Origin of the sequence: Paraeggerthella hongkongensis, from assembly GCF_003726035.1 — a bacterium.
Taxonomy (GTDB): domain Bacteria; phylum Actinomycetota; class Coriobacteriia; order Coriobacteriales; family Eggerthellaceae; genus Paraeggerthella; species Paraeggerthella hongkongensis.
In genome coordinates this window covers 19,657-35,021 of sequence record NZ_QICD01000003.1, presented here as the reverse complement: position 1 = coordinate 35,021, position 15,365 = coordinate 19,657, and the positions used below count along the sequence as shown (strand labels likewise).

The 15,365-nt window shown below is 60.2% G+C and carries 12 protein-coding genes; 9 read left to right on the top strand and 3 right to left on the bottom strand.

The features are described from left to right. Positions 1 to 2: 2 nt before the first annotated feature. The 4 genes from DMP08_RS02840 to DMP08_RS02825 all read left to right on the top strand — a co-directional run bounded on the left by DMP08_RS02840 (position 3) and on the right by DMP08_RS02825 (position 4,865). On the top strand, positions 3 to 995 hold the full coding sequence (locus DMP08_RS02840) for an electron transfer flavoprotein subunit alpha/FixB family protein (protein WP_123191488.1): 993 nt from the start codon (positions 3 to 5) through the stop codon (positions 993 to 995). A gap of 1 nt (position 996) precedes the next feature. Next, positions 997 to 3,111, top strand: coding sequence for a heterodisulfide reductase-related iron-sulfur binding cluster (locus DMP08_RS02835; protein ID WP_123191487.1), 2,115 nt, complete (start codon positions 997 to 999; stop codon positions 3,109 to 3,111). Positions 3,112 to 3,177: 66 nt separating this feature from the next. Then, positions 3,178 to 4,014, top strand: coding sequence for an NUDIX hydrolase (locus DMP08_RS02830; RefSeq protein ID WP_123191486.1), 837 nt, complete (start codon positions 3,178 to 3,180; stop codon positions 4,012 to 4,014). Next, positions 3,999 to 4,865, top strand: a complete 867-nt coding sequence (locus DMP08_RS02825) for an MBL fold metallo-hydrolase (protein ID WP_123191485.1) — start codon at positions 3,999 to 4,001, stop codon at positions 4,863 to 4,865. The genes DMP08_RS02830 and DMP08_RS02825 overlap by 16 nt, the downstream gene beginning before the upstream one ends. Before the next feature lie 152 nt (positions 4,866 to 5,017). On the opposite strand, the gene fadK is transcribed toward DMP08_RS02825, so the two are convergent. Next, complete coding sequence (fadK, locus tag DMP08_RS02820; RefSeq protein ID WP_123191484.1) at positions 5,018 to 6,646, bottom strand: medium-chain fatty-acid--CoA ligase; 1,629 nt, start codon at positions 6,644 to 6,646, stop codon at positions 5,018 to 5,020. A 641-nt stretch (positions 6,647 to 7,287) separates the two neighbouring features. On the opposite strand from fadK, the gene DMP08_RS02815 reads away from it, so the two are divergent. Together DMP08_RS02815 and DMP08_RS02810 are read left to right on the top strand one after the other, a co-directional pair. Further along, complete coding sequence (locus DMP08_RS02815) at positions 7,288 to 8,166, top strand: enoyl-CoA hydratase/isomerase family protein (protein WP_123191483.1); 879 nt, start codon at positions 7,288 to 7,290, stop codon at positions 8,164 to 8,166. 95 nt (positions 8,167 to 8,261) lie between these two features. Next, on the top strand, positions 8,262 to 8,885 hold the full coding sequence (locus DMP08_RS02810) for a flavodoxin family protein (RefSeq protein WP_123191482.1): 624 nt from the start codon (positions 8,262 to 8,264) through the stop codon (positions 8,883 to 8,885). 287 nt (positions 8,886 to 9,172) lie between these two features. On the opposite strand, the gene DMP08_RS02805 is transcribed toward DMP08_RS02810, so the two are convergent. After that, positions 9,173 to 10,483 carry a CaiB/BaiF CoA transferase family protein gene (locus tag DMP08_RS02805; RefSeq protein ID WP_123191481.1) on the bottom strand — a complete coding sequence of 437 codons (1,311 nt, stop codon included), beginning with the start codon at positions 10,481 to 10,483 and terminating at the stop codon, positions 9,173 to 9,175. A gap of 485 nt (positions 10,484 to 10,968) precedes the next feature. Between DMP08_RS02805 and DMP08_RS02800 the strand changes: the two genes are divergently transcribed. From DMP08_RS02800 to DMP08_RS02790, 3 genes are all read left to right on the top strand, one after another. Next, on the top strand, positions 10,969 to 12,123 hold the full coding sequence (locus DMP08_RS02800) for an acyl-CoA dehydrogenase family protein (RefSeq protein WP_114566018.1): 1,155 nt from the start codon (positions 10,969 to 10,971) through the stop codon (positions 12,121 to 12,123). A 309-nt stretch (positions 12,124 to 12,432) separates the two neighbouring features. Beyond that, positions 12,433 to 13,698 (top strand): MFS transporter, encoded by a 1,266-nt coding sequence (locus tag DMP08_RS02795; RefSeq protein WP_244596757.1) that lies wholly within the window; start codon positions 12,433 to 12,435, stop codon positions 13,696 to 13,698. A 143-nt stretch (positions 13,699 to 13,841) separates the two neighbouring features. Further along, positions 13,842 to 14,777: a LysR family transcriptional regulator gene (locus tag DMP08_RS02790; RefSeq protein ID WP_123191479.1), complete on the top strand. Its 936-nt coding sequence runs from the start codon at positions 13,842 to 13,844 to the stop codon at positions 14,775 to 14,777. On the opposite strand, the gene DMP08_RS02785 is transcribed toward DMP08_RS02790, so the two are convergent. Then, positions 14,767 to 15,357, bottom strand: coding sequence for a hypothetical protein (locus tag DMP08_RS02785; RefSeq protein WP_244596756.1), 591 nt, complete (start codon positions 15,355 to 15,357; stop codon positions 14,767 to 14,769). The genes DMP08_RS02790 and DMP08_RS02785 overlap by 11 nt on opposite strands. Positions 15,358 to 15,365 lie beyond the last annotated feature (8 nt).

Here is a 15,365-nt window from a genome sequence, read left to right as displayed (position 1 = left end):
CGATGGCAGGAATCTGGGTTTACGCGGAGCCGAAAGACGGTTCGTTTCCGCGCGTGACGTTTGAAATGATGGCGGCTGCGCGTTCGATGGCCGCCGAGGGCGATGGCAGCGTGACGGCCGTGGTTCTAGGCAGCGGGCTTGCCGATGCCTCGCTCGATCGTCTTGCTCATGCGGGCGCCGATGTCGTCGCTGTGCTGGACGATGCAGCGTTGGCGACGTACACCACCGATGCGTACGCGTCGGCGCTGCAAGCGTTGGTTGAGCAGCAGCGCCCCGATGCCGTGCTGTTCGCGGAGGGGGCGACGGGGCTCGATCTGGCTCCCGTGCTTGCCCAGCGGTTCAACACCGGCTTCGTGGCCGACGTGGTGGCGATCGGGCACGACGAAGAGGCGGGCTTCGCGTTCACGCGCGAGCCGTATTCGGGAAAGGTCCAGGCCGACATCGTTTTCGCAGCCGATGCGCGTCCTATGCTGGCCACTGTGCGCCCGAAGGCGTTCGAACCCCTTGAGGCTGACGAGCAGCGGACGGCTTCCGTTGTCATGCAGCAGGTGAACGGCTTCGGCGACATGCGCCAGACGGTGGCCGACGTGGTGCGCCGGGCGTCAGGCCGCGTGGAGCTGACCGAGGCCGATACGGTGGTGTCGGGCGGTCGCGGCACGAAGGGCGCAGAGGGTTTTTCGCTTATCGAAGAGCTTGCCGACGTATTGGGTGCTGCAGTCGGCGCATCGCGGCCCGCGGTCGACGAGGGATGGACTGACATCCAGTTCCAGGTTGGCCAGACGGGCAAGACCATCGCGCCTTCGCTCTACATCGCGTGCGGCATTTCAGGCTCCATCCAGCACATGGCAGGAGCTGCGGGTTCGAAGTGCATCGTTGCGGTGAACCGCGATCCCGAAGCGGACATCTTCAAAGTGGCCGATTACGGTATCGTAGCCGATCTGTTCGAAGCTGTTCCGCTTTTGACCGAGGCGTTCCGCGCCAGCAAGGCATCGTAGCGTGGACGCGGCGGTTCCCTCGCGCGAGGTTTTGTGGAACATCGAGGGTTCATGGATCATGTACCCGTGCTTCTTGCTGGTGCTGGCCGTGGCCGCCTACTGCTTCTGGCGGCGCTACCGTTTGTGGAAGGTGGGGCTTCCGGTTGATCGGACGGACAATCCGCGCGAGCGCTTGAAAGGCGCGTTCGTCGATGCGGTCCTGCAGGCTTCGGTGCTCAAGGGACGCGGGGCGGGCATCAAGCTGGCTCACCTGGGGATGTACGTGGGCATGGCTGTTATGGTGGTGACCACTGCAACCTATGCAGCCCAGGCCGACCTGGGGCTTGATATCGCAAAGGGGGATTATTACCTGTATTTTCTAGCCTTCGCCACCGACGTCGCAGGGCTTGCGTTCTGCATCGCGATGGTCGCCTGCATCGTTCGCCGCGTCTCAGGATCGAACCCTTCGCTGGATACGAAGCCGGCCGATATCGTCGTGCTGGTGTGGCTTCTGGTCATCGGCGTGTCGGGCTTCTTCGTCGAAGGTCTGCGCATCGTGGGGACGAGCGATCCTTGGGCGGCGTTCTCGCCGATAGGAAACTTGTTCTCGCAACTGTTCGTCACCTGGAGCGCAGAGCAGATCTCGCTTGTTCATCGGGTTCTTTGGTGGGGTCACATGGCCGTGGCCTTCGGCATTCTGGCGTACTGGGTGTATTCCAAACTAGCTCACGTGCTGCTGGTGCCTGCCACGGTATACTGCCGTTCTCTGGAGCCGAAGGGTACGCTGCCTTACGTTGACCTGGAAGACGAGGACCTGGAGGAATTCGGCGTTGGGAAGCTGGAGGACTTTACCTGGAAGGACCTGCTTGATACGCAGGCGTGCGTCAGATGCGGGCGCTGCGAACTTATGTGTCCCGTCCATGCAAGCGGAAAGCCGCTGTCTCCGAAAGACCTTATGCAGTCGCTCGGAGCTCATCTGGGCGAACGCGGGCCGATCGTGCTCGCCCAGCGCAAATCCGAGTCTGCGCAGGCGAAGGCGGCGGGTTCCGAATCGGGGTCGAAGGAGAGCGGCGCTCCGGCGGTCGCGTTCGAGCCGACCGAGCAGCAGCAAGCGGTGTTGGGCAAGACGCTGGTGGGCGATGTGATTTCCTCTGAAGCGCTTTGGTCGTGCACGACGTGCGGCGCATGCATGGAGGCTTGCCCGGCGCTTCTGGAGCACGTTCCGAAGACGGTCGGCATGCGCACGTACCAGGTGTCGATGGAAAGCGCGTTTCCAAGCGAGGCGACATCGACGTTCCGCAGTCTGGAGACCAACGGAAACCCGTGGGGCTTGGGGTGGCAGAGCCGCTTGTCTTGGGCTGAGGGGCTCGACGTGCCGACGTTGGCCGACGTTCCGGATGCCGAGTACGTGTACTGGCCCGGCTGCGCTGGGGCGTACGATGCGCGCAACCGCAAGGTGTCGCGCGCTCTGGTGGCGCTCTTGCAGCACGCCGGCGTGAGCTTCGCCGTCATTGGAAACGAAGAGAAGTGCTGCGGCGATGCCGCGCGGCGCCTGGGCAACGAGTTCGTGTACTACCAGCTGGCTACCGAGAACATCGAGACGCTCAAGGCGTACGGAGCGAAGAAGATCATCGTGCAGTGCCCTCACTGTGCGCACGTGATCGAACGGGAGTATCCGCAGTTGGGCGGCACGTTCGAGGTGGTGCGGCATGTCGAGTTGCTGGAGCGCCTGGTGAGGGAAGGCAATCTTGGCTGCACCGCCGGCATGGGTTCGAGGCTGCCGTTCGAGTACGTTACCTATCACGACTCGTGCTATCTGGGCCGCTATGCGGACGTGTACGACGAGCCGCGCGCATTGGTGACCGCCAGCGGCGCGCGCGTGGTGGAGATGCAGCGTACGCGCGAGCAGAGCTTCTGCTGCGGCGCGGGCGGCGGGCGCATGTGGCTCGAGGAGCGCGAGGGTCAGCGCATCAACGCTATGAGAACCGATCAGGCGCTTGCAACGGGCGCAGATGCGGTGGCAACAGTGTGTCCGTTCTGCCTTTCCATGTTCGAGGACGGGTTGGCGGCGCGCGATGCCGACGTTCCCGCGAGAGACGTAGCGGAGCTTCTTGCCGAGGCTCTTCGATTGATATAGCGTGTCGTCGACGCCGCCGCATTCTGTTTGCGGCGGCGTCGGGGCGTATGCGGGAAGGAGTTCGCGGTGAATGCGTGGCGCTCAGGAGAACTGCTGGAAGTGCCGATGGGCGAAGCGCTTTCGGAGATGCTTCGCTCGTACGTAGCGTCGGGCGCCTGCCCCGCGTCTTCGCGCCTTGCCGCCACGGTGATGCTGGTGCGCGGCCCGCGCGAAGTGTTCATGCTGCGCCGCGCGAAAACCATGGCGTTCGTTCCCGATGCGGTGGTGTTTCCTGGCGGGGGAGTGGACCCTCGCGATGCTGACGAGCGTCTTCCCTGGACGGGCCCTTCGCCTGCCGTCTGGTCTCGACGCATGGGCGTAGACGAGGAGACGGCGCGGCGGGTGGTGACGGCGGCGGCTCGCGAGGTGTTCGAGGAGTGCGGCGTGCTGCTGGCGGGACGGGATCACGGCGCCGTCGTGGAGCATGTGGGCACCTCCGAGTGGGCTGAGGAGCGTCAACGTCTTGCCGAGCACGAGTCGTCGTTCGCGGAGGTTTTGCTTCGCCATGGACTTGTGCTGCGCGCCGATCTTCTAGGGTTGCGTTCCCATTGGCTGACGCCCGAATTCGAGCCGCGTCGCTACGATACGTACTTTTTCGCTGCGCTTGCTCCGCAGGGGCAGGTTCCCGATGACCGTACAAGCGAAGCGAATGGCGCCGGTTGGATTGATCCGGTCGACGCGCTGGAGAAAGGCGCTCGGGGCGAGATGCGCCTTGTGCCGCCTACGGTGTACAACTTATCCCATCTTGCGTACGCCGAAAGCCTCGAGTCTTTCGCGGCGGGCGTCGATGGCGCTCGGCGCATCATGCTCGAGCCGTGCAAGCGCGAGCATGAAGGGACGGTGCTGCGATGCGTGCTTCCGTAGCTGCGCGCGAGCGCGAGCTTTCCCGGCCGGCTCCGGGCACCGTGCCGGCCGATCGGGCCACGTGGCGCGGCGGGCGTTTTTCGGTGCGGGCGCGCTGCGTTCTGGCCGACAATCCGTCGCCCCTTACGTATGTCGGCACCAATACCTGGGTGCTCTCGGAACCGGGCTGCACGGGGTGCGTCGTGGTCGATCCCGGTCCCGCGTTACCCGAACATCTGGATGCCGTTCATGCCGCGTGCGAAGAGGACGGGCTGCACGTTGCGGCAGTGGTTCTCACGCACGACCACTATGATCATGCCGAAGGAGCGCAGCAGTTCGCACGACGGGCTAAGGCTCCGCTGCTCGGGCGTCGTGCCCGGACGCTTTCAGAAGGCCCTCTTGACCTGGGAGCAGATGCTCCTGCGCTCGAGGCGGTGTTCTTGCCGGGTCATTCAAAAGATTCTATAGGGCTTGTGTTTGCCAAGGACGGGTCCGTTGTGACGGGCGATCACGTGTTTCGACAGAGTTCCACGCTCATCTGCTGGCCGGACGGCACGTTGTCCGACTATTTAGCCAGCCTGGAACGCTTGAGGCGCATCGTTCGAACGCGGCGCATACGCGTGCTGCTGACTGCTCACGGATTGCCGATCGACGATCCCCTTGGCTTGATCGATCGGCAGACGGCGCACCGCCTGAGCCGTCTCGATCGCGTGAGGAGGATCGTCGCGGCGGGGGCGGGGTTCGATGTCGATCGTATTCTGGAAACGGTGTACGACGACGTTGACGCGCGTCTGAATCCCGCTGCGCGCGTCAACGTTCAAGCGCAGATCGCGTACTTGCAGGAAGAGGCTGCTTCCTTGGCCCGCATGTAAAAGGCGCTCTGCATCGTTGTTGCGCGATCGAATCCGTAACGGTCAAAACGTGCTTCGATAGCGCGAAAGGCCCCGTACCGTGAAGCTCGCACGTTATGCGCTTCTTGGTACGGGGCCTTTTAGCTGCCTTTAGAGCAGTTCTCGAGCGATCTTTACGCTTGCATGCGCCTGGCAAGCTCCTGCGACAGCTCGAAGCGCTTCACCTTGCCGGTTGCCGTCTTCGGGATGGCGTCGATGTACTCCATGCGCTCGGGCCACAGGCGCTTTGCGACATGACGCTCGGCTAGGTAGGCAGTCACGTCTGCCACGGTGAGACGGCGGTCGTCGGTGGGTACGGCAAAGGTGCATATGCGCTCGCCAAGGCGCTCGTCGGGCATGCCGATGGTGGCCGTTTCGCCGATGCCGGGGCAGCCGATCAAATCGTCGTCGATTTCGCGCGCGCAGATGTTCTCGCCGCCGCGGATAATGATCTCTTTCTTGCGGCCGTTGATGCGAATGCGTCCCTGTTCGTCCATGTATCCCAAATCGCCGCTGTAGAACCAACCGTCATCGTCCAAGGCGCGGGCGGTGCGCTCGGGCGCGTTGAGGTAGCCGACGAACTGATGGGGTCCGCGTGAGATCTCTTCGCCTTGCTCTCCCAAGGGCACCTCGTTGCGATCCATGTCCACGATACGTACTTCGATGCCGGGGAAAGGTATGCCCGACCACGATCCGTTCCATTCGCGGCAGTCCGTAGGCGGAACGAAGATATGCGGGCAGCTTTCCGTGGAGCCGTAGACCTCGCAGAGCATGACGCCGTGGTTGGCGGCGCACTGCACGAGCGAACCGGGAACCGGCGCGCCTCCGCACAGGAACAGCTCGAGCGTTTCGATTTGCGGTCCGCCTTCGTGCTCGATGCACTTGAGCATGTCGTAGATGAACGGCGTTGCGCCCATCGACCACGTGCACTTCTCGCGGTTCATCTGCTCGATGGCCTGAGCAGGGCGGAAATCCTGCTGCAGTACCGTGCGCCCGCCCAGAATCATGGGGGAGATAAGGCCGTGGTAGAAGCCGGTGGCGTGGTTGAGCGGGGAAGCCATGAACATGACGTCGTCCGACGTGCGCTCGGTGCCTTTCACGAAAGAGCTTTCCGAGAAGATAAGGTTGTTGTGCGTGAACAGAACGGCTTTCGGTTTGCCCGTGGTCCCCGAGGTGGACAGGATGCACGCGATGTCGTCGGACGTGATGTCCGGGCGCTTCGTCAAAGGCTCGTACTGCGAGCAGATTTCGCTCAAAGCGGGCAGATCGGAATGCTTGGGCTCCACTTTGTCGACGAGCGCCACCGGGCCGAGCGAGGGAATCTGGTCGACGATGCTCAGGATCTGCTGCTCGAAATCGACCTTGCCAGCTCTCGTCGGGCAGATGAACGCCTTCGATTCGACAAGGTTCATACCGTACACCAGGTCGGCGTCGTTGAAGTTGCGGGGCAGCGGATGCATGACCGCACCTGCCTTGAGCGCCGCTACATAGACGATGCAGAATTCCGCCCAGGTGGGCATCTGGAACGTCACGACGTCGCCGGGCTGCACACCCTGCTCGACCAGCCATGCAGCCAAACGCGATGCCTTGTCGTCAACCTCCCCGTAGGTGTAGCGCGAGCCTTGGTCGTCGCTTACGTATTCACGATCCGGATGGTTGGCCACCCGCTCGCTCCAAAGATCCCCCAGTGTTTTCTCGGTCCAATACCCCTGCTCGTAGTAGTGCCGCTTGCGATCCTCGTTGATTTTTAGATCGGTTATCATGCCCCTGATGTCCTCTCCTGATCGACTTTTGCCCGCCTGTGCCCTTGAACCGTCGATGTGCTTTGCAGCAAAGCGGGTTGAAGCTGGTTCAGTGCCGATGGTGTATGACTTGCCTGTGCGGGGTGGCCTCCTCGTGTTCGAGATGCGGACTGCGACGCCGCGCTTGTGCGGCCTTTTGCATGGATCATGTGCGTTGCGGCCATTGTATGATGCTGAAGGTATTATTTGTCGGTGAAATGCTTCGGGACCTATCGGTAGTTCCTATGAAACGATAGGGAGCGCCTATAATCCCAGGCGAGCGGTGCGAGCGTCCGGTTAGCGGCGGGGTCTGCCGGCAGGAGGGCAGGCAACGTGGACGCGCATGAGATTGAAAATGCTCCCGATTCTGCCGACTCGATGCATGCTGCAGCAACGAGGGAATAACAGACGCCCGATCGCTTCCGTCAGCAGATTCCCTTTAAGATACCGGTCATTATTTTAAATGTGTTACCAATATGACTTCCAAAATCAACAATACTATTGAATTGTCCGTGGTGTATGCCGGGCTAGCGTGTGACTATAGTACCAGCCTGTGTGCGTTAAAAAAATCGTATGGATCAAAACGTAAAAATGAGGAACACAGGGAAAGGGGTACGAAACCAATGAGCGTATATCAGGAAAGCTACCATCTGCCGGAGTTCGATTACGAGTACGAGAAGCTGCTGATCGACAAGCGCGGCCCGGTTTACGTCTGCTCGTTCAATGACGCGGGCAACCTCAACGCCATGTCGTACAAGCAGATGAGCGAGTTCAACGACTTCCTTATCAAGGTGCGCCTGGACAAGGATTGCCGCGCTATCGTTTTGACGGGCGAAGGCAAGTCCTTCTGCGCTGGCTTCAACCTCAACGACCTGGCTCTTGATCCGCCCGAGGATATGGGCCGCATCCAGCGCGACTTCTACATCATGCAACGCATGTGCTCCGACCAGATCATCAACATGCGTCGTTGCGAGCAGCCCATCATCGGCGCGCTCAAGGGTTACGCTGTGGGCGGTGGCCTGTCCATCTCCTGCGCATGCGACATGCGTTTCCTGGGCGAGTCCTACAAGATGAACGCTGGCTACCTGTCCATCGGCTACACTGGCACCGACATGGGCGGCGCGTTCTTCCTGCCCAAGATCGTGGGCTATGCTCGCGCTTGCGAGATCCTCATGAACCCCAACCGCTTCGGCGCCGAGAAGTTGCTCGAGTGGGGCTTCGCGAACAAGGTCGTTGCCGACGACGACGTGGTTGAAGAGGCTGTTGCCTTCGCTCAGCAGATGTGCGATGCCACGGCTCCGTTCGGCCTGCGCCTGACGAAGGAATGCCTGCAGGCTTCCTTGGACGGCACCAGCTTCGAGAACGTCATCAAGATGGAGAACCGCAACCAGGTGCTGGCTTCCAACACCAACGACGGCATCATGGGCACCCTCAAGATGAATCCGAAGAACAAGCAGGACGTCAAGGACAACCCGGACAAGTACGCGTTCCACAACATGTAAGAACGCGCCAAGCGCAACGTTCGAATGCTCTGCGGTGCCCTCGTGCCCTTTGGCGCGGGGGCACTGTCCTATACCGAGGCGGAGAAGGGAATCGCATGAAGATCATCGGTGTAAACGGAAGCCATCGAAGCGGAAAGGGCACGTCGCATCTCTTGGCGGCGGTTCTTGACGAGGCGTCGGCGGCAGGCGCGCAGGTTGAGCTTGTAGAGCTTGCCGACCTTGACATCCGGTATTGCGTGGGGTGCAACGCATGCCTTGCGAAGCCTGCTTGCGCGCTCTCAGGGGACGACATGGCGGAGCTTGTGGAAAAGCTCTTGGCAGCGGACGGCATCGTGCTGGCCTCTCCCGACTACTTTTCGAGCGTTTCGGCTCGCATGAAGACGTTCATGGAGCGCACGCGTCCTCAGCATATGGTGGCCAACGCCTTCAAGGGCAAGGTGGGCGGCATGGTGGCTACGGCCGGTTTGAGCGATTGCGGAGTGGAGGAGACGCTTGCCGCCATGGATCGCTGGTTCGCTACGCAGGAGATGCTGGTGGTGCATCCTCGCCCGGAAGGCCCGGTGCTCGGATCTGGAGCTGCCGCCACCCAGTACGCCGGCTTCAACGCCGAGAAGAGACGTGTACAGTGGCGCCGCGTCGAGGACGACCAGGTGGCCTTCGACGTCGCTCGCCAGCTGGGACGCGATATGGTGGAACTGCTGGAGCGCTTGGGAGCGTAGCGCTGCCAGGTGTTCGAGCTTGCGTCAGGCTTGCTATCCGCGTAGTTTGCCGCAAGTGGTTGAAAGGGAGCCCGGTTGGTTCCCTTTTGCGTGTCTGTGGCGATCGTTGTCGATCCAAAAACACGTTTTAAGCCCGAAAAACGTGTTTTTGGATCGACAATACGGCGGCGTTGAGACCACATGATGCGACGGAGCTACCGATGCGTCGCATCATGTGGTCTGTGCGTTCGAATGTGAAAAAGGAGCCCGAAGGCTCCTTTTTCTGAATCAATGCCCTGTTCAAGGTTTTAGAACCTGCACTCGACCTTGCCCTCGACCTGACGCTGGGACTTGAAGATCACGTCGGGAACTTCTTCGCCGTGGTAGCACTTGACAGCGCCGTTTGCCTCCAGTTCCGCGATCTGCTCGTCGGTGTAGCCGTACTTCTGCAGGTACTCGGCGGTGTGGTAGCCGATGGGCTTGGACAGCACTACCGGGGGATCGCCGAAGCTCGCATAGCGAATCGGGGTGGTGGGCAGCGCGTGCTCGCCGAACGCCTTGTACTCGACCTTGCGGATGGCGTCGTTGACGTAGGCTTCCTCGTCTTTGATGATGTCGGTGAAGCGGAAGACCTTCTGGCTCGGCACCTGCCACTCGGACAGGATGGGCAGCCATTCGTCCAGCTCCTTCTTCGCAAAGCCCTCTTCGAGGATCTTGATAAGATCGGGCTGCAGGTTGTTGGCCTTGATGCTCTCGATGGTGGCGAAGTCCGGGCTGTCGACCAGGTCGTCGCGACCGATGATCTTCATCATGTCGTTGTAGTAGCGGTTGTGCTGCGGCTGGCAGATGTAGATCCACTTGTCGTCAGCGGTCTTGTACGTGTTGTTGAACGGGTTGGGGACGTTCGTGCGCGACTTCGGATAGTCGGCGCCGAACTGCTGGGCGCAGATGCCGATGCTGCCGCCCCAGATGGCTGCGTGGTACAGGTTGACGACGACCTTGTCGCCCTTGCCGGTGCGCAGCTTGTTGACAAGCGCGCCCAGGATGCCCGCAGCCATCATGATAGCCGTGTTGTAATCGCCGAACGCTTGAGGCGGGATGGCGGGAGAGGTGCCCTTCTCGCAGAAGGTACCGGCGACGCCGCCGCGTGCTGCCCAGCAGACCGCGTCGTATCCGGGAGCGTGCGCGAACTCGCCGTGCTCGCCATAGCCGCGCATCTGAGCCCAGATCAGGCCCGGGAACTGCTCGGAAAGCGTGGGGTAGTCCAAGCCTAGTTTCTCCAGGGCGGCCGTGCGCATGTTGTTCATGAAAACGTCAGCTTCGCCGATCATCTTCTTTGCGATGGCCAGGCCTTCCTCGGACTTCAGGTTGAGGGAGATCCAGTTCTTGTTCGTGTTGTTGAGGTCGATCGTGGGATCCTCGGTGTCGGTGAGCTCGCAGCCGAAGCCCGGGCCCTGAGTGCGCTGGATGTCGCCATCGAACGACTCGATCTTCATGATCTCGGCACCCATTTCGGACAGAACTCGAACAGTTGCGGGAGCCGCGACGTACGTGCACATCTCGACCACTTTGATGCCCGCGAGCGGGCCGTAGCCATTGAGTTTCTCAGTGACGGTCATACGACGGTTCTCCTTTCTTTTGCGGTCGGTGATTTCTCCTGTCGTTATACTCACATGTTCTTGTTTTTGTTGCTATGGACAATTGCTAATACTTGATGGACTTTTGCAATTAATATTAAATTTGCTGGAAATACTCACAGGCAACGCTATTTGTTTACCAGATGTGCCTTCTGCGTACACAGATCTATTGATTCGTCCGGGCATGTGCTTTTGTCCGCCTTCGCATACGGCTCGACCGCTGGGTTTTGCAGAGTAATCAGGTGGTTACGGTTGTAGGTCGTTTTGAGTTCGCAAACGGCATGGGTTTTTGTCGGTTAGGAAGCGTTTTGCCGTTTGACATGGTTGAATTCGCTAAACTGGGGGTAACGGCGAGGCAGATGCCCGCTATACTTTTTAGAGAAGATCGGGCGCTCGAGCCAATACGCGTCCTTGAAACGAGGGCGCTCGAAAGCGTCTTGCATATATATAGGAGAAAGGATCCCATCGTGGACTTCAGCCTGACGGAAGGTCAGCGCAAGCTCGTCGAGGCGTTTCGGACGTTCGGCGAAGAGCGCTTCAAGCCCGAACTGGTGCATCAGTGGCGCCGCGACCAAGGACTGCCCGATGAGGTGGTCAAGGGATTCGTCGATCTGTATTTCGGGTTGGAGGATCTTGCGGACGGCGACGGCCCCGGCGCGTTCAGCTTGTGCTCCCAAGCTCTTATCATCGAAGAGCTTTCGCGTTGCTCGGGCGCGACGCTGCCGTTCCAGATCGACTTGTTCAATTTGGCGCTCATGGGCGAGTTCGCCGCGCAAAGCGAGTTCGACGCCATCGTCGACGATTATCGCAAGACGGGCCGCCTTATGTTCGCGCTTGCCATCTCCGAGCCGGAAGCCGGTTCGGACTCCATGAACATGCAGACATACAACCGCACGGTTGACGGACGCTTGATTCTGAACGGGTGCAAGACGTTCGTGAACAACGGGGAGTACGCGCCCTACATCCTTGTTGCGGCCATCGATCGCGATGCGGAGGGATCGGACAAGTACCCTGCGCTTACATTCTGGCTGGTGCCGCGCGATTTAAAGGGCATCCGCGCATATCCGGTGAACAAGATAGGGCAGTCGATGCTGCCGTTTTCCACGGTGGTGTTCGAAAACGTCGAGTTGCAGCCGGAGTATCGTCTGACGGGACGCCACGCCGGCTTCCGTCAGCTGTTCCGTATGCTGGAGTTCGGGCGCGTGACAACGTGCGCGGGCTCTTTGGGCATGGCGCGCGCGGCTATGGAGGACGCGGTCAAGCACGCGCGCAGCCGCAAGGCGTTCGGCGTGCAGATCGGGCGGTTCCAGCAGATCGAGCAGATGCTCGTGGATATGGAGGTGAGCATCTACAACATGCGCTCCATGTTGTATCGCGCCTGTCTTGCCGTGGACAACGGGGAAGACGACGAGCGGCTGTCCGTGGCGCTCATGAAGCGCTACGTCCCGGCAGCTGCAACCGACGTGGCCAGTTCCGCCATGCAGATTCTTGGCGGCATGGGCTATACCGAGCATGCGCGCGTCAGTCAAATCTGGCAGGATTGTCGCGGCAATCAGATTGCAGAGGGTACGGATCAGATCATGGTGTACATTGCCGCACCGCTTGTTCTGGACAAATACTAAGGGAAGTTTCTTGCGTTGGGATGCGGCGCAATGAGCATCCCCTGTCCTGTGCTTCAAAGACCTGTAGAATGCGTTTGCGGTTCTGCAGGTCTTTTTGTATGTAATACCTACTCAAATATAGGCAATTGTCCATTGAGGAAGCGTTTCCTCGGTCAGTTTCTCAAGTATGACCATTCTCACGTTTCGGCGAACGGGGGACAATGCTGCCCAGAGAGCCAGCTCTGTGTAGTATCGGTTCAGGGGCGCCGTTCCTTTTCGTGTGACTCAATTTCACGAAAAGGGGCGACAGACATTCTTAGGAGGATCAAATTGAGTACAACAGCAACGAAAGAGAAGATGAGCGTGCGCCACATGCTCGTCGTTCTCACGGGCATCATGATTACGTTCGGATGCTCGGCCTTGTGCTTCTCCACGTGGGGCCTGTTCCAGCCGGTCGTGGCTGAGGGCTTGGGGGTCGAAACTACCGCCTTCGCCATGTACGTCACGGTTATGTACCTGACGATGACCGTCGCTTCTCCGTTCATGGGCAAGCTTCTGCAGACCATGGACATCCGCATCATCTTGTCCGTCTCCGCTTGCTTGGTGGGCGGCGCGTTCTTGCTCATGAGCTTCTCGAACGAGATCTGGATGTTCTACCTGGCGGCCGTGCTGCTGGGCTTGGGCGAGATCTCCATCCTGTGGCTTGCCATCCCCACGCTCATCAACCGTTGGTTCGCCGATAAAGCGGGTACGTTCATCGGTCTGTGCATGGCCTTCACGGGCATCGGCGGCGCTATCTGGTCTGCAGTGTTCACCGCGCTGCGCTCCGGCGGCATGGACTTCCACACCATCTACCTGATCTGGGCTGTTATCGCGCTTGTCACCTCGCTGCCGTTCACGCTGTTCTGCGTGCGCAACTCTCCCGAGGACTGCGGCCTTGCTCCGTACGGCGCCTCCGTTGCCGCCGGCCAGGCTCCTGCCAAGCCGATGGGCCTCTCTGCTGCCAAGGCCATGAAGACCCCCGCGTTCTACGCTGTCTGCGTGTGCGCCGGCATCATCAACATCGCCGTTCTTATCGCCATGCAGTTCCCCACCTACACCAAGTCGCTGACGGACGTCACCTTCGACGTGCTGGTGGTCGGCGGTCTCATGACCACGGTCATGATGGTTGGCCAGGCTATCTTCAAGATCATCCTGGGCGCGGTTGCCGACAAGAACGCCAAGGGCGCGCTCGTGTTCGCCTTCGTGTGCGGCGTTGCCGGCATCCTGCTGTGCTGGATGGGCTTCGCTTCCGAGTACATGCTCTACATCGGGTCGTTCATCTTCGGCGCCTTCTACGCCACCGCGGTTGTGCTCGTGCCGATCATCGTTCGCCAGTCGTTCGGCTCGCGTGAGTACTCGGTCATCTACTCCCGTGTTAGCACCGTGTTCAACCTGATCGCAGCGTTCGCGTCCATGATCTGGGCTTGGATCGGTTCCAGCTTCGGCTTCAACGTGGTGTTCATCGTCGGACTCGTGATGCTCGCTCTCATCCTGATGCTGGGCTTCTTCACCTTCTCCAACGCCAAAAAGTTCAAGAGCCAGTGGACTGAATAACGTCTCGAGAAAAAGGGGCGGCTCTTCTGAAAAGCTTCACGGGGGATCCGGTTTTTCGGATCCCCTTTTTTTCGGTATATGGGAAGTCTTGTCGGGGGGGGGGCTTCTTATATCATTGCTTCAGGGCGAACGAAGGGGAAACCGTGAACCTATCGCAGTTGTACTACTTTAAGAAGTTGGCGGAACTGCAGCACTACACGCGGGCGGCAAAGGAGCTGTACATCACGCAGCCGACCCTGTCCGACGCTATATCCTCGCTGGAAAAGGAACTGGGGCTTCCTCTTTTCCAGCGAGATGGCCGGTCCATAAAACTCACGCCGCACGGTGCGGAATTCTACGAGTACGTGCGCGCTTCGTTGCGTCAGCTTGACGAGGGGGTTGCCGCCATGGAGGCGCGCAAGGGGGACTTGCACGGCCTTGTCAATCTGGGGATGATCTTTACCGTGCAGGATGACTACTTGCCGGCTTTATTGCGTGCTTACCAGGCGGAATTCGGCTCCAACGTGAGCATCGAGATCCATCAGGCGTTCACGAACTATCTGACGCAGAACCTGCACAACGAAACCCTGGATCTGGCGTTTTGCGGGAAACGGGAAAACGAGCCCGACATAGCCTACTTTCCGGTGCTGAACCGTCCGCTCGAGCTGTGCGTTCGGTCGGGCCACCCGCTTTCGCGGCGCTCCTCGGTGACGTTCGACGACTTGCGCGGCATGCGCCTCATCACGTATCGGCGAGGCATTCCCATAGGCGAACAAGTTCAAAAGCTGCTTGAGGAAGCGGCTCTTGAAGGCGTTGTGCAAAATTACGACGACGATATCTCCATGGCTTCGGTAATCTCGATTGACGGCGGCACCGGCGCGCTCATGTTGAACTCGGTTGGAATCAAGCTGTTCTCGGACATTACGATGATTCCCATCGAAGGCGTTCCTCGAGATTTTTACTGGGTGTACCTCGCGTGCAGCAAGAAGCATTACAAAAGCGGGGCCGTGCGCTCGTTCATCGATTTCGTGAAGCGCTTCGATTCAGACGATGTGGATTTCGGCCATTGGCCCGAAGGGCGACCTGTCTCTACGTCGTAAGGGCTTCTACGTGGATGGCTTGGTCGATCATGCCCAAGCCATCCACGTAGGCGTACAGGTGAAATCCGCGCTTGCAGCGGAACGTGCAAGCGCGGCATGGATCCTCGTTGCAGTATGCATAGGCGTCCTCGTCCGCAAACGCGAATACGAGCGGCGGTTTTTTTCCGGGTAGCACGTACTTCAGCTGCACGCCGGTGAACGTTTTGAGCGCGACCCAGCGCAGTGGATGCTCGCTTGTCGAGTTCCATCGAACGCGCAGCGCGTTCGCGTCGACTCCGCCCACCACCTCGTAACCGATCGAGAAACCGGCGCGTTGGTTGTCGGGAAGCGGCTCCAAGCGCTCCATGGGCCTTCCACAACACGAAGGAGCGAGCGTATTTCCGGCGAAGGGAAGCGTCGCGTCTTCGCGCCGCAGCGAGCGGTCTATTTGAAGGTCCGCTGCGTTGTCGACGGCGCAGAGCACGGCGTGGCATTCGGAGCAGCGAAAAAACGGCAGGGGATGGCTGCTTACGCCGGGCTTCCACGACGCACGCGTGCGCGTTGGGCTCATGCGCTGCTCGGTTGCGTTCGCTTCGCCCAAGACCCCTC

Coding starts and splice junctions, on each gene's coding strand:
- DMP08_RS02840 (WP_123191488.1), top strand. CDS start 3: ATGGCAGGAATCTGGGTTTACGCGGAGCCGAAAGACGGTTCGTTTCCG.
- DMP08_RS02825 (WP_123191485.1), top strand. CDS start 3,999: ATGCGTGCTTCCGTAGCTGCGCGCGAGCGCGAGCTTTCCCGGCCGGCT.
- fadK (WP_123191484.1), bottom strand. CDS start 6,646: ATGATAACCGATCTAAAAATCAACGAGGATCGCAAGCGGCACTACTAC.
- DMP08_RS02815 (WP_123191483.1), top strand. CDS start 7,288: ATGAGCGTATATCAGGAAAGCTACCATCTGCCGGAGTTCGATTACGAG.
- DMP08_RS02810 (WP_123191482.1), top strand. CDS start 8,262: ATGAAGATCATCGGTGTAAACGGAAGCCATCGAAGCGGAAAGGGCACG.
- DMP08_RS02805 (WP_123191481.1), bottom strand. CDS start 10,483: ATGACCGTCACTGAGAAACTCAATGGCTACGGCCCGCTCGCGGGCATC.